The organism is Streptomyces sp. NPDC031379 (assembly GCF_055569615.1).
Window position 1 is genome coordinate 453,763 of the sequence record NZ_JBVIIT010000002.1, and the last position, 12,958, is coordinate 466,720.

Consider the following 12,958-nt stretch of genomic DNA (forward strand, 5'->3'; position numbering starts at 1 on the left):
CAGCAGGCAGCCGTACGAGGGACGGGCGGTCAGCCGGGGGGACCGGCGGCCGGGCAGGCACACCGGAAGCCGGCGCCCGCGCGCCCCCTACCGGCCTGCGGCCCGGTACGGCCCGCTCACCCGGGGTAGACCGGCGCCGTCCCGTCCTTGTCCACCTTCTGCCACTGCGCCCCGGACGGCAGCCGGACGATCCCGTCGTCCGAGTAGGCCACCAGCGGCACCCGCTCGTCCTCGGACGCGGCGATCGCCTTCACACCCGGCAGCGCCCCGGGGGCCGGTCCGTCCAGCGCGGACCCGTCGACCTGGACGTACCGCATCTGCTGCACGCCCCCCTGCTCCCGGCCGACGGCGAGCAGCCTGCTGTCCCCGGCCCAGGAGATGGCGCTGACCTGCTCCAGGTCGGGTGCCGCGGACCGCAGGCCGTCCACCGAGATGCCCTGCCCGGTCCCGTCGTCGCGCTGGATCCGGCCGATGAGCAGGGACTGCTTGCCGTCCTTCTCCACCACCAGCGCGATCCGCACGCCGTCGGCGGCCACCCGCGCGTCCTTGATGAACCCGGGCAGGTCGGGGACGGCGACGTCCTCCGGCTCTGCGACGCCCTGCTCCACGACCTTCAGCCGCCGGTGCCGCGGGTCGCGGTCGGCCACCCACAGATCCCCGCGGGCGTCCCAGCTCGGTGTCGTCAGCCGCTCCACGGGGGTCGGTCCGGCACTGGTCACCAGCGCCTCCCCGAGGGAGCCGCCCGACGCCAGCGATGTCACGTACAGGGACCTGCCGCCGTTGCCGACCCCGGCCGCGGTCTGCTCGTCCCGCGACACCGCCACCGACCGCAGCCCCTTGTCGCCCTCGCCGAGCGGACCGGGCACCGGAACGGCGCCGGTACCGGTGCTTCCGGTCGGCATCCGCACCACCTGGTGCTTGCCGTCGAGGAAGTACAGGTACTCGGGACGCTTGGCCGCGCCGTGCCAGGCGGCGTCCTCGGCGCGCTCCTCGGTCAGATCGCACAGCCGCTCGCCACCGAGCCCCTGCAGCTCGACGGACTCGAGCGTCGGCGCGAGGTTCCGCAGGGTGAACAGCACCTGGGTCGCCATCTCGGTGCACTTGGACGCCGCGACCCGGGACGCCTTCAGGTTCAGCGGCACCGTCAGCTTGTTCTGGTCGTCCGGCGTCAGCCCCGACGCGTCCTTCTGCAGGGCCGTACCGGTGGGGAAGCTGGACCTGACCACCGGCCCGAGCCAGGTGGTGGGGCCCTTCAGCAGCGAGCGGACCATCTGGGTCATCGGGTCGACCTTGCCGCGCACGAACACCGGATCGGCGACCGCCACCGGCTGCCCGCTCACCCCGACCGCCGTGTTGGAGGCGAAGTAGTACTTGTCGACGGACGTGTAGTTCCGCTGGAAGTCCGACTTGCCCATGACGACCCCGTCGGGCAGGCCGTCGATGCGCCACTGCCCGCTCTCGGGACTCTTCGTCAGGTGCAGCTTCTTGCGGTACGACCCGTCGGCGGGCTGGTACGCCTGCTGCCCGTCGACCGTGGCGACCCGGCTGCCGGCCAGGACGCAGGTGACGCTGTTGGCCTCCTCGCGGCCGCCCGACTGGCAGTCGGTCTCGACGCTCGGCCCGTTCGCGAGGACCGTGGTCGACCGCTCGGGCCGCCAGGCTTGCGCCGCGTCGGTCGTCAGGTACTTGCGAGCCGTGTCGTACTGCGGGTCGTCGCTGGTCAGCGCCTCCAGGAAGCCCTGCATGATCTCGCCCGGACCGGCGCCGTCGGCCGGCGGCACGGCGAACACCCGGACCCCGGTGTCCTGCCGCGGTGTCGACTCCACGTCCCGCAGGTCCCCGTTGTCGGGCATCGAGGCACACCCGGCCAGCAGCACAGCTCCCAAGGCGGTGTACGCCACCGCACGTCCCGGCTGACGCCGGGCGCCCCCCTTGCGGTCAGCGCCCACGAAATGCCTCCCCTGGCTCGGTCGAGTCCTCTGCTGCGGCCGCGCCCGGGTCGGGGGCCGGTGCGTCGGCGGACTTGTCGTTCGGCCGCCGTCCACCGCCGGTCGGCCGGGGCACCACGCGCGCGCCGTTGCCGTTGCCGGGCAGGGCCGTCGGGTCGGCGGCGGGGGTGACGGTGGCCAGCCGGGGCGCGATCGGTGCGCGCGAGGGCAGCGCGGGCGCCTGGGCGCCGCCCTGCTGCACCGGAACGGTCGCCCGCTTCTCCTCGCTCCCGCGGGGCAGCCCGGCGTCGTCGAGGCCACGGTTGCGGCGCGAGTCCTTCGGCTCCAGCGGTATCGGCGAGCCCCGCAGCGGTTCGTCGGCGGTCCTGGGCAGCGTCAGCCGGAACTGCGAGCCGCCGCCCGGCTCGCCCCAGGCCTGCAGCCAGCCGCCGTGCAGACGCGCGTCCTCCAGGGCGATCGACAGCCCGAGGCCGGTACCACCGGTGGTACGCGCGCGTGCCGGGTCCGCCCGCCAGAAGCGGCTGAAGACCCGGGTCGCCTCGCCCGGCTTCAGTCCGACGCCGTAGTCGCGCACCGCGATGGCGACCGCCCCTCCGGCGGAGGCGAGCCTGACGACGACGTCCTTGCCGTCACCGTGCTCGACGGCGTTGACGACGAGGTTGCGCAGCACCCGCTCCACGCGGCGCGCGTCCGCCTCGGCGACGACGGGCTGCTGGTCGCCGAGCACGCGTATGTGCGTGCCCTTGCGCTCGGCGAGCGGCTCGGCGCCGCTGACCACGCGCCGGACGACCTCCCTGAGGTCTATCGGCTCGGCCTCCAGGGCCGCCGCGCCCGCGTCGAACCGGCTGATCTCCAGCAGGTCCGCGAGCAGCGACTCGAACCGGTCCAGCTGGTCGGCGAGCAGCTCGGCCGACCGCGCGGTCACCGGGTCGAAGTCCTCGCGTGCCTCGTGGATGACGTCGGCCGCCATGCGGACGGTCGTCAGCGGGGTGCGCAGCTCGTGCGAGACGTCGGAGACGAACCGGCGCTGCATCCGCGACAGGTCCTCCAGCTGCTGGATCTTCAGCTGAAGGTTCTGCGCCATCTTGTTGAAGGCCTCGCCCAGGCGGGCGATGTCGTCCTCGCCGGTGACCTTCATCCGCTCCTGCAGCCGCCCGGCGGACAGCCGCTCCGCGATTCCGGCCGCCATCCGCACCGGCGTGACGACCTGCCGCACCACCAGCCAGGCGATGGCGCCGAGCAGGACCACGACGAACAGCCCCGCGGTCGCGAGGGTGCCCTTGACCAGGCTCAGCGACTTCTCCTCCTGCGTCAGCGGGAAGAGGTAGTACAGCTCGTACGGGCGCCCGTTGGGGTCGTTGACCTGCTTGCCGATGACCAGCGCCGGCTGGGATTCCTTGCCGTTGGCGTACACGATCCGCGAGTAGCTCTGGGCGGCCGTCGTACCGCTGTTGACCCGATCGCGAAGGTCGGCGGGCACGCTGGAGGTCGGGTTGACGTTCCCGGAGCCGCGCGGGCTGCGCCCGCCGCCGCTGTCGTCGCCCACGGGCAGCGTCGCCACGTCGAAGGCGCCCGCGCCACCGCTGGACAGCGACTCCACGAGGTCGCTCATCCACTGGATGACGTTCTGCGACTGCCGTCCGTCCGGGGTCGGGGTGCCGTCGGCCGTGCCGGTCCCGGCCCCCGTACCGGTGCCGCCGGCCGCCTCGTCGGCCCTCTGCTTGGCCACCGCGAACCCGCCCGTGGCCTGGCTCTGCGACGCCTTCACCTTGGCGTCCAGCAGGCCGTTGCGCACCTGCCCGATCACGACGAAGCCGAGCAGCAGGACGACGCCCAGCGACATCAGCAGGGTCGTGGCCACGACCCGGAGCTGGATGTTGCGCCGCCACAGCCGCATCACGGGCAGCAGCGGCCGGCGCACCCAGCGCAGGAAGAGCCGCAGGACCGGGCTGCCCTGGACTCCGCCCTGCAGCAGCCCGCCCTCGAAGAGGCGCCTGAAGCGCGCACCCGCCGCCGACCGGCCGACAGGCCGCCCCGGACGGGGCCCGGACCCGCCGGGCGCCGAAGCGGCACTGTCCCGGGACATGTCAGCTCGGTCCGGCCTTGTAACCGACACCACGGACGGTCACCACGATCTCCGGCCGCTCCGGGTCCTTCTCGACCTTGGAACGCAGCCGCTGTACATGCACGTTGACGAGCCGCGTGTCGGCGGCGTGCCGGTAGCCCCACACCTGCTCGAGCAGCACCTCACGGGTGAACACCTGCCACGGCTTGCGCGCGAGCGCCACCAGCAGGTCGAACTCCAGCGGGGTCAGCGCGATCGACTGCCCGTCCCGCTTGACCGAGTGCCCGGCCACGTCGATGACCAGGTCGCCGATGGTCAGCTGCTCCGGCGCCGGCTCCTCCGACCTGCGCAGCCGCGCCCGGATCCGGGCCACCAGCTCCTTGGGCTTGAACGGCTTGACGATGTAGTCGTCGGCGCCCGACTCCAGGCCCACGACCACGTCGACGGTGTCGCTCTTGGCCGTGAGCATCACGATCGGCACCCCGGACTCGGCCCGGATCAGGCGGCACACCTCGATGCCGTCCCGTCCGGGCAGCATCAGGTCGAGCAGCACCAGGTCGGGCTTGGTCTCACGGAAAGCGGCCAGCGCCTTGTCGCCGTCGGCTACGAAAGACGGCTCAAAACCTTCACCACGCAGCACGATGCCGAGCATCTCGGCCAGTGCGGTGTCGTCGTCGACGACAAGGACTCGTCCCTTCATAAACGACATCATCCCATTCTCGTAACAGTGACAGAGGCGCTGGTGAGCGAGGTCACTGGCCGGTGACGATAGTCGTATGGGGCCGTCACTGTCTGCCCCTGTCCGTCGAGATCGCGCGTTTGACGGCCCCTGCCCTGCGTGACCGGCCAGGGGCCGCCCGTTACCGGAGACCTGTCGTCACCCGTCAGGGCTGGGGCGTCACCGCCGTCCACTGGGACTGAGGTGTCGTCCCCTGCGCCGGGGCGGGACAGACAAGACTGGTGCCGTTGGCCGCGCAGTGCAGGGTGTAGACCGAGCCGCCCTGAGTGATGATCTTGTAAAAGGCGTCACTGCCCTGGGCGTCGACCGAGACGTCGCAGACCGGGGAGTTCGTGGGGAAACCGGCGATCGTGCTGAGATCGATCCAGCCGGCCGTGTTGGCCGGCCCCGAGACGATGTTCGGGTTGTCCGGGTTGGTGTTGGTGTTGGGGCGCCTGCCGGCGAAGGGCACCCCATCGACCAGGGCGGCGATGAACTGCTCCATGCCGTTCGGCTTCGTCGAATCGACGCCGGTGCCGCACGCCGTCGCGGTCGCGGTCACCGTCGCGGTCGCGGTGGTGGTCGCGGTCACCGTCGCGGTCGCGGTTGCCGTCTTGGTGACCGTGACGGTGGGCTTCGGGTGGTTGCTCTCGCAGTCGCCGCCCCCTTGCCCGCGAGGCTTGTCGTGGTCGCAGTGGGGATCGACGGCGTACGCCACGCCCGCCTGGGACGTCACGCTGGCGGCCACCGCCACCGCGGGGGTCGCCACCGCGACCGTCACCGCCGTCGCGATCGCGGCCAGCCTGCGGACTCTGTGGAACCCGCTGTGAGCCACTGCCTCTGATTGCGAGTTCGTCCTGCGCTCAGGACTCATGTGAGTGCTCCTTGTTGTCAAGTCTCGGGTGGTCCCCGAGGCCACATGCGGAGCTTGACCTGGGCACATGGGAGCATCGGTCCGATGATGAGACAACACGCTCGCAGATCAATAAATCGGACTAACTGGAACCTTCCGAATGAGGCATCTTCCGGAAAATCGCCGCCCCGGGACGCCGGCGGGCAAGGTCACGGCCCCTTCGTCCGCGGATCACCGCAGGCGGAGGGGTCGTTTCCGCGGGTCGAGCCGACCTCACCCCATCAGCTGATCGTCGCCTGGCCCGACCTGGCACACAGCTCCGCGAGAGCCTCGGCCGTCACAGGTGAAACGACCCCCTCCTCGGTGACGATGGCCGTCACCAGCTCGGGCGGCGTCACGTCGAACGCCGGGTTGTACGCCTGGGTCCCCAGGGGGGCCACCGGAATCCCGCCTCCCGCTCCCGTCACCGGCACCTGAGGGGCTGTCACCTCGGTCACCTCGAAGCCGGGCCGCTGCTCGACCTCGATGGACGCCCCGTCGGGAGTGTCGGGATCGACCGTCGTCAGCGGCGCCACCACGATGAACGGCACATGGTGGTAACGCGCGAGCACGGCGAGCGGGTAGCTCCCCACCTTGTTCGCCACCGAACCGTCGGCCGCGATCCGGTCTGCCCCGATCAGCACCGCGTCCACCTCGCCCGCCGCGAACAGCGAGCCCGCCGCGTTGTCGGTGAGCAGGGTGTACGCCATGTCGTTGCGGGCCGCCTCGTACGCCGTCAGGCGAGCGCCCTGCAGCAACGGACGCGTCTCGTCCACCCAGAGCCGCCGCAGCCGCCCTTCACGGTGTGCCGCGAGGGCCACCGCGAAAGCGGTGCCGTCGCCGCCCGACACCAGCGAGCCGGTGTTGCAGTGGGTGAGGACCCGGTGCCCGCCGCCGGGCAGCAACTCGTCCAGCAACGCCAGACCGTGTGCCGCCATCCGCACGCTGGCCTCGGCGTCCTCCCGGTGCAGCGCCCGCGCCGCGGCCAGCGCCGCCGCGGCCGCCGCGGTCGGATCGCCGGTCCTGGCCAACGCCGCCTCGTGCGCGGCCCGGGCCCGGTGCACGCCGACGGCCAGGTTCACCGCGGTGGGCCGGGCACCCTCGAGCGCCTGCGCCGCCTCCGCCACCTCGAAGCCGCGCGCGGCGGCGAGCGCGACGCCGTACGCCCCGGCGATCCCGAGCAGCGGCGCGCCGCGCACGGCGAGCGAACGGATCGCCTCCACCAGCGCCGGCGCGTCCGTGCACACCAGCTCGACCTCTTCGGCCGGCAGCCTCGTCTGATCGAGAAGGACCAGTACGGGACCTTCTGGTGGCTCCTCCCATCGGATCGCCGGTATCTCGCTCGGCCGCTTGTCCCCGCCGGTTCGCGCCTGCTGATCAGCCATGCGGTCAGTCTGCCCCGGATCCGGCGGACAATTGAAGGTGTCCAGCCCCTACCGCGGCCGGTCCGCCGATGACCACCCCATGGCACGATGGCTGCCAACCTGCCGCCGCGACCGCGGTCGGGCACCGAGAAGGAGCTTCGATGACAGACACTCCGGGCTGGGCCTCGCCCGGATCCGCCCCGTCGTCCGAGGGGCGGGAACCCGGTGCGTCCGGCCCCGCCGAGCCCGCCGACCGCCCCGGCCCCACCGAGCCCGCACCGCAGCCGGGCACGGACGCGCCGGCCCCCGGCGTGAAGTGGTCGGGCCAACAGCCGCCACCCGGCCAGTGGTCCGCTCCCGCCGGTGCCCCCCACCCGCAGCAGGCCCCGCCACCCCCGCCCCCGCCGCCCGGCCCGGGCTGGGGCGGCCGACCGCCCGGCGCCCCCGGCCCCGGCGGCTACGGCGGCGGCCACGCAGGCCCTCCCGCCGGCCCCGGCGGCTACAACACCCCCGGTGGCTACGGAGCGTGGGGCGGCGGCTGGGGCGGCCCCCCGCCCGCGGCCAAGCCCGGTGTCATCCCGCTGCGCCCGCTCGGCGTCGGCGAGATCCTCGACGGTGCCGTCTCCACGATGCGCACCTACTGGCGCACGGTGCTCGGCATCTCCCTGGCGGTCGCTCTGCTCGTCGACACGACGCTGGTCCTCGTGCAGGGCTTCGTCATGAACGACACCATCGCCCAGACGTCGTTCGACGACCGCAGCGCCACCCCCGACGACGTCCTCCGGGCCCTGCGGGAAACCATGATCGGCACCGGTATCGTCACGGTGATCTCCACGATCGCCATCATCGTCGCGACCGCCCTGCTGACGACCATCACCAGCCGTGCCGTCCTCGGCAAGCCGGTCAGCACCGGCGAGGCCTGGCGCGACGCCCGCCCCCAGATCCCCAGGCTGTTCGGCCTGCTCCTGCTGCTCGGCCTGATCGTCGTCGGCGTGGGCCTCGCCGGGACGCTGCCCGGGCTCCTCGTCCTGCTCTCCGGCGGCGGCGACGGCGCCGGAGCGGCCCTGCTGGCCCTCGGCATCCTCGCGGCGCTCGTCGTCGCGGGATGGCTGATGATCCGCCTCTACCTGGCCACGCCCGCCCTGATGCTGGAACGGCAGGGCATCGTGAAGGCCATGAGCCGTTCCACGAAGCTGGTGCGCGGCTCCTGGTGGCGCGTCTTCGGCATCGTGCTGCTCACCGGACTCATCACCAACATCGTCGCCTCGCTCGTCGCCATCCCCTTCGCCCTGATGGGGGCCGCCGTGAGCGGCGACAGCATCAGCAACCTGTTCGGCACCGGCTCCGGACACGTCAGCTGGGCGTTCCTGATCATCCGCGGGATCGGCTCGTTGATCGGCACCACGCTCACCCTCCCGATCAGCGCGGGCGTCACCGTGCTCCTCTACATCGACCAGCGCATCCGCCGCGAGGCCCTCGACCTCGAACTGGCCCGCGCCGCCGGTGTCCAGGGCTACGGCACCGGCACCCCCGGCGCCGTCCCGGGGAGCTGATGCGGTGAGTCTCACGGGGGGAGTTCTCACGGCGGAGGCCATGTCCGGCGCCGGCGGCACGGTCGTACAGGGCCTGCTGCGCGCGACGGGCACCGTCGTCCCGGCGGCAGGCGGTTCGGGGGACGAGCCGCCCGTGACCATCCCGCGCGACCCCGCGCGGGAGGCCGCCCGGCGTGAGCTGTCCAAGCGGATGTACCACGAGAACGACCCCGGTCTGCTGCAGCGTGCCCTGAACGCCTTCTGGGACTGGGTCGACGGGCTGTTCGGCACGGCCGCCTCGGCGACACCCGGCGGCCCGGTCGGCCTGTTCGTCGTGATCCTGTTCGTCGTCGCCGTGCTGGCCGCCCTGTGGTGGCGCCTGGGCACCCCGCGCCGCCGGCCCGCCTCCGCCGCCGTCCTCTTCGACGACCGGCCCCGCAGCGCCGCCGAACACCGGGCGGCCGCCGAGGCACACGCGGCCCAGGGCCACTGGAACCAGGCCGTCCAGGAACGCATGAGGGCCATCGTCCGCTCGCTGGAGGAGCGCGCCCTGCTCGACGCGCGCCCCGGCCGCACCGCCGACGAAGCAGCCGCCGAGGCCGGCCGCGCCCTGCCCGCGCACACAGAGCGACTGCGCGCCGCTGCCCGGGAGTTCGACGACGTCACATACGGCGGACGCAGGGCGAGCGAGCAGTCGTACCACCGCCTCGCCGAACTCGACCGTGACCTGGAACGGACCCGGCCCACCCTCGCCGACAGCTCCGCCGGCACGGCCCCCAACGCCCGCCGGGGGGCCACCGAGTGACCACCGAGGCCACCCTGTCGACCACCTCCACCGCGCCCACCGCCCGCCAGGTGTGGACCCGCGCACGAGGCATCACCCTCGCCGCCGTACTGATCCTCGCCGCGGCCGTCGCCATGGCCGCCGTACGCTCCACCGCCCGGCACGGCGCCCTGGACCCGCGCTCCGCCGACGCCTACGGCAGCCGCGCCGTCGCCCAACTCCTGGCCGACCGCGGGGTGTCCACGCGCGTGGTCACCACGCTCGACGCGGCACGCGCCGCCGCCGGCCCCGACACCACGGTCCTGGTCGCCGTCCCCGACCTGCTGACCAGCCGTCAACAGACCCAGCTGCACAAGGCGACGGCGCCGTCCGGTGGACGCACCGTCCTCGTCGCGGCCGGCAGCTCCTCCGTCGAGCGGCTCGCCCCCGGAGTCACCGCGGACCCCGCCAACAGCGTCCGCTCCACCCTCGCACCCGACTGCGCCCTGCCCGAGGCCCGGCGCGCGGGCAGCGCCGACACCGGCGGCATCCGCTACACCACCACCCACCTCGACGCCGACTCCTGCTACCCCAGCGAGCGCCTCGCCACCCTGCTGCGCATCCCCGCGGCATCCGGGGACGGCGACACCGTCGTCCTCGGCGCACCCGACATCCTCTACAACGACCGCCTCGACGAGCAGGGCAACGCCTCGCTCGCCCTTCAACTCCTCGGCTCCCGCCCCCATCTGGTCTGGTACCTCCCCTCGCTCTCCGACTCCTCCGCCACCGACACCGGCGAGCAGAAGGACTTCCTCGACCTGCTCCCCTCCGGATGGCTGTGGGGCACCCTGCAGCTCTTCGTCGCAGCGGTTCTCGCCGCCTTCTGGCGGGCACGCCGCTTCGGCCCCCTCGTACCCGAAAGACTCCCGGTCGCGATCCGCGCCTCCGAGACCGCAGAAGGCCGCGCCCGCCTCTACCGCAAAGCCGACGCCCGCGACCGCGCGGCCGCCGCTCTTCGCTCCGCCACGCGCACGCGCCTCGCCCCCCTCGTCGGCGTCCCCGTCACCCAGGCGCACACGCCCGAGGCCCTGCTCCCCGCCCTGTCCGCCCACCTCGCCGGCGACGGACAGACCCTGTACCCCCTTCTCTTCGGACCGCCGCCCGGCGACGACGCGGCCCTCATCGCACTGACCGACCAACTCGACGCCCTCGAAAGAGAGGTACGCCGTTCATGATGGACCCGACCACTGACAACGCCGGGCGGGCCGGGGACGCGGGCGACGCCCGTGCCTCCCTGGAAGCCCTGCGCGCCGAGATCGCCAAAGCCGTGGTCGGCCAGGACCCCGCCGTGACCGGCCTTGTCGTCGCCCTCCTCTGCCGCGGACACGTCCTCCTCGAAGGAGTCCCCGGAGTCGCCAAGACGCTGCTCGTCCGGACCCTCGCATCCGCTCTCGAACTCGACACCAAGCGCGTGCAGTTCACCCCCGACCTGATGCCGAGCGACGTCACCGGCTCCCTCGTCTACGACACCCGCACCGCCGAGTTCTCCTTCCAGCCCGGCCCGGTCTTCACCAACCTCCTCCTCGCGGACGAGATCAACCGCACCCCGCCCAAGACCCAGTCCTCCCTCCTGGAGGCCATGGAGGAACGCCAGGTCACCGTCGACGGCACCCCCCGCCCGCTCCCCGAGCCGTTCCTGGTCGCCGCGACCCAGAACCCCGTCGAGTACGAGGGCACCTACCCTCTCCCCGAAGCCCAACTGGACCGCTTCCTCCTCAAACTGACGATCCCTCTGCCCTCGCGGCAGGACGAGATCGACGTCCTCACCCGCCACGCCTCGGGCTTCAACCCGCGCGACCTGCGCGGCGCCGGCGTACGCCCCGTCGCGGGCCCCGCCGACCTGGAAGCCGCCCGCGCCGCGGTCGCCAAGACGACCGTGTCCCCCGAGATCACCGCCTACGTCGTGGACATCTGCCGCGCCACCCGCGAGTCGCCCTCGCTCACCCTGGGCGTCTCCCCGCGCGGCGCCACCGCTCTCCTCGCCACCGCGCGCGCCTGGGCCTGGCTGACGGGACGCGACTACGTCATCCCCGACGACGTGAAGGCCCTCGCCCTGCCCACTCTGCGCCACCGCGTGCAGCTGCGCCCCGAGGCCGAGATGGAAGGAGTGACGGCGGACGCCGTCATCAACGCCGTCCTCGCCCACGTCCCGGTCCCCCGCTGATGGCGCTCACCGGACGTGCCGCCCTCCTCGCGGCCCTGGGCTCGATCCCCGTCGGCGTCCTGGAACCCGGCTGGACGGGCATCCTCGCGGTCAACGGCCCGCTGGCTCTGGCGTGCGCCTGCGACTACGCGCTCGCCGCACCCGTACGACGGCTCGGCCTGACCCGGTCCGGCGACACCTCCACGCGCCTCGGCGAGACCGCCGAGGTCACGCTCACGATCAGCAACCCGGCCCGCCGACCGCTGCGGGCCCAGCTGCGGGACGCATGGCCGCCGAGCAGCTGGCAGCCGGGCACCGAGGTCGAGGCCTCGCGCCACCGCCTGACCGTCCCCCCGGGTGAACGCCGGCGGGTGACGACCCGACTGCGCCCCAGCCGCCGCGGCGACCGCCAGGCCGACCGCGTGACGATCCGCTCCTACGGCCCCCTGGGTCTCTTCTCCCGCCAGGGCTCCCACAAGGTTCCCTGGACGGTTCGCGTTCTGCCCCCCTTCACCAGCCGCAAGCACCTCCCGTCGAAACTCGCCCGGCTGCGTGAACTCGACGGGCGCACCAGCGTGCTCACCCGCGGTGAGGGAACGGAGTTCGACAGCCTGCGCGAGTACGTGCCCGGAGACGACACCCGCTCGATCGACTGGCGTGCCACCGCTCGCCAGTCCGCCGTCGCCGTCCGCACCTGGCGCCCCGAACGCGACCGCCACATCCTTCTGCTCCTGGACACCGGCCGCACCTCGGCCGCACGGGTGGGCGACGCCCCGCGCCTCGACGCCTCCATGGACGCGGCGCTGCTCCTCGCGGCGCTCGCCTCCCGCGCCGGTGACCGCGTGGATCTGCTCGCCTACGACCGTCGGGTACGCGCCTTGGTCCAGGGCCGCTCGGCGGGTGACGTGCTGCCCTCGGTGGTCAACGCCATGGCCACGCTCGAACCGGAACTCGTCGAGACCGACGCTCGCGGTCTCAGCGCCACGGCCCTTCGTACGGCATCCCGGCGTTCCCTCGTCGTGCTGTTCACGACGCTCGACGCGGCACCGGTGGAACAGGGCCTGCTCCCCGTGCTTCCCCAGCTGACCAAGCGCCACACCGTCCTGGTCGCCTCGGTGGCGGACCCGCATATCGCCGACATGGCGAAGGCGCGGGGGAGTACGGAGGCGGTGTACGAGGCTGCGGCAGCCGCCCAGGCGCAGAGCGAGCGTCAGCGCACAGCGGACCAACTCCGCCGGCACGGTGTGACGGTCGTGGACGCGACTCCCGATGATCTGGCGCCGGCATTGGCGGACGCATATCTGGCCCTCAAGGCGGCAGGCCGGCTCTGAGCCGTGCCGTCCACGCACCCCTGAGGGTCGGCTCCACTCCTGAAAGGACCCTGAACGCAGAAAACCCCCGCATCTTTCGATGCGGGGGTTTTCCCAAAATTTGTTCGGCGGCGTCCTACTCTCCCACAGGGTCCCCCCTGC

At 73.0% G+C, this 12,958-nt stretch carries 10 protein-coding genes; 5 read left to right on the plus strand and 5 right to left on the minus strand.

The annotated features are described in order from the left end of the window. Nucleotides 1-116 precede the first annotated feature (116 nt). The 5 genes from ACZ5CW_RS04825 to mtnA all read right to left on the minus strand — a co-directional run bounded on the left by ACZ5CW_RS04825 (nt 117) and on the right by mtnA (nt 7,009). Nucleotides 117-1,949 (minus strand): LpqB family beta-propeller domain-containing protein, encoded by a 1,833-nt coding sequence (locus ACZ5CW_RS04825; RefSeq protein WP_468598374.1) that lies wholly within the window; start codon nt 1,947-1,949, stop codon nt 117-119. Further along, nucleotides 1,939-4,035: an MtrAB system histidine kinase MtrB gene (gene mtrB, locus ACZ5CW_RS04830; RefSeq protein WP_468598376.1), complete on the minus strand. Its 2,097-nt coding sequence runs from the start codon at nt 4,033-4,035 to the stop codon at nt 1,939-1,941. The genes ACZ5CW_RS04825 and mtrB overlap by 11 nt, the downstream gene beginning before the upstream one ends. 1 nt (nt 4,036) lies before the next feature. Further along, a complete protein-coding gene (gene mtrA / locus ACZ5CW_RS04835) occupies nt 4,037-4,726 on the minus strand; it encodes a two-component system response regulator MtrA (RefSeq protein ID WP_191870552.1) in 690 nt (229 codons plus the stop codon). Between the two features lie 172 nt (nt 4,727-4,898). Beyond that, the gene (locus ACZ5CW_RS04840; RefSeq protein WP_468598377.1) at nt 4,899-5,567 is read right to left on the minus strand and encodes a hypothetical protein; all 669 of its coding nucleotides are present in this window, start codon (nt 5,565-5,567) and stop codon (nt 4,899-4,901) included. A 299-nt stretch (nt 5,568-5,866) separates the two neighbouring features. After that, on the minus strand, nt 5,867-7,009 hold the full coding sequence (mtnA, locus tag ACZ5CW_RS04845; protein WP_468598378.1) for an S-methyl-5-thioribose-1-phosphate isomerase: 1,143 nt from the start codon (nt 7,007-7,009) through the stop codon (nt 5,867-5,869). Between the two features lie 140 nt (nt 7,010-7,149). Between mtnA and ACZ5CW_RS04850 the strand changes: the two genes are divergently transcribed. The 5 genes from ACZ5CW_RS04850 to ACZ5CW_RS04870 are packed head-to-tail and all read left to right on the plus strand — an operon-like array spanning nt 7,150 to nt 12,817. Continuing rightward, nucleotides 7,150-8,541, plus strand: coding sequence for a glycerophosphoryl diester phosphodiesterase membrane domain-containing protein (locus ACZ5CW_RS04850; RefSeq protein ID WP_468598380.1), 1,392 nt, complete (start codon nt 7,150-7,152; stop codon nt 8,539-8,541). Nucleotides 8,542-8,545: 4 nt separating this feature from the next. Beyond that, the gene (locus ACZ5CW_RS04855) at nt 8,546-9,325 is read left to right on the plus strand and encodes a DUF4129 domain-containing protein (RefSeq protein ID WP_468598382.1); all 780 of its coding nucleotides are present in this window, start codon (nt 8,546-8,548) and stop codon (nt 9,323-9,325) included. Next, complete coding sequence (locus ACZ5CW_RS04860) at nt 9,322-10,518, plus strand: DUF4350 domain-containing protein (protein ID WP_468598383.1); 1,197 nt, start codon at nt 9,322-9,324, stop codon at nt 10,516-10,518. The genes ACZ5CW_RS04855 and ACZ5CW_RS04860 overlap by 4 nt, the downstream gene beginning before the upstream one ends. Next, nucleotides 10,518-11,507: an AAA family ATPase gene (locus tag ACZ5CW_RS04865; RefSeq protein WP_468598409.1), complete on the plus strand. Its 990-nt coding sequence runs from the start codon at nt 10,518-10,520 to the stop codon at nt 11,505-11,507. The genes ACZ5CW_RS04860 and ACZ5CW_RS04865 overlap by 1 nt, the downstream gene beginning before the upstream one ends. Further along, complete coding sequence (locus ACZ5CW_RS04870; RefSeq protein ID WP_468598384.1) at nt 11,507-12,817, plus strand: DUF58 domain-containing protein; 1,311 nt, start codon at nt 11,507-11,509, stop codon at nt 12,815-12,817. Before ACZ5CW_RS04865 ends, ACZ5CW_RS04870 begins: the two co-directional genes overlap by 1 nt. Nucleotides 12,818-12,958 lie beyond the last annotated feature (141 nt).

Bases quoted from the DNA above. Each gene is read 5' to 3' on its own strand.
- mtrB (WP_468598376.1), bottom strand. From the start codon at position 4,035: ATGTCCCGGGACAGTGCCGCTTCGGCGCCCGGCGGGTCCGGGCCCCGT.
- mtnA (WP_468598378.1), bottom strand. From the start codon at position 7,009: ATGGCTGATCAGCAGGCGCGAACCGGCGGGGACAAGCGGCCGAGCGAG.
- mtrA (WP_191870552.1), bottom strand. From the start codon at position 4,726: ATGATGTCGTTTATGAAGGGACGAGTCCTTGTCGTCGACGACGACACC.
- ACZ5CW_RS04850 (WP_468598380.1), top strand. From the start codon at position 7,150: ATGACAGACACTCCGGGCTGGGCCTCGCCCGGATCCGCCCCGTCGTCC.
- ACZ5CW_RS04865 (WP_468598409.1), top strand. From the start codon at position 10,518: ATGGACCCGACCACTGACAACGCCGGGCGGGCCGGGGACGCGGGCGAC.
- ACZ5CW_RS04870 (WP_468598384.1), top strand. From the start codon at position 11,507: ATGGCGCTCACCGGACGTGCCGCCCTCCTCGCGGCCCTGGGCTCGATC.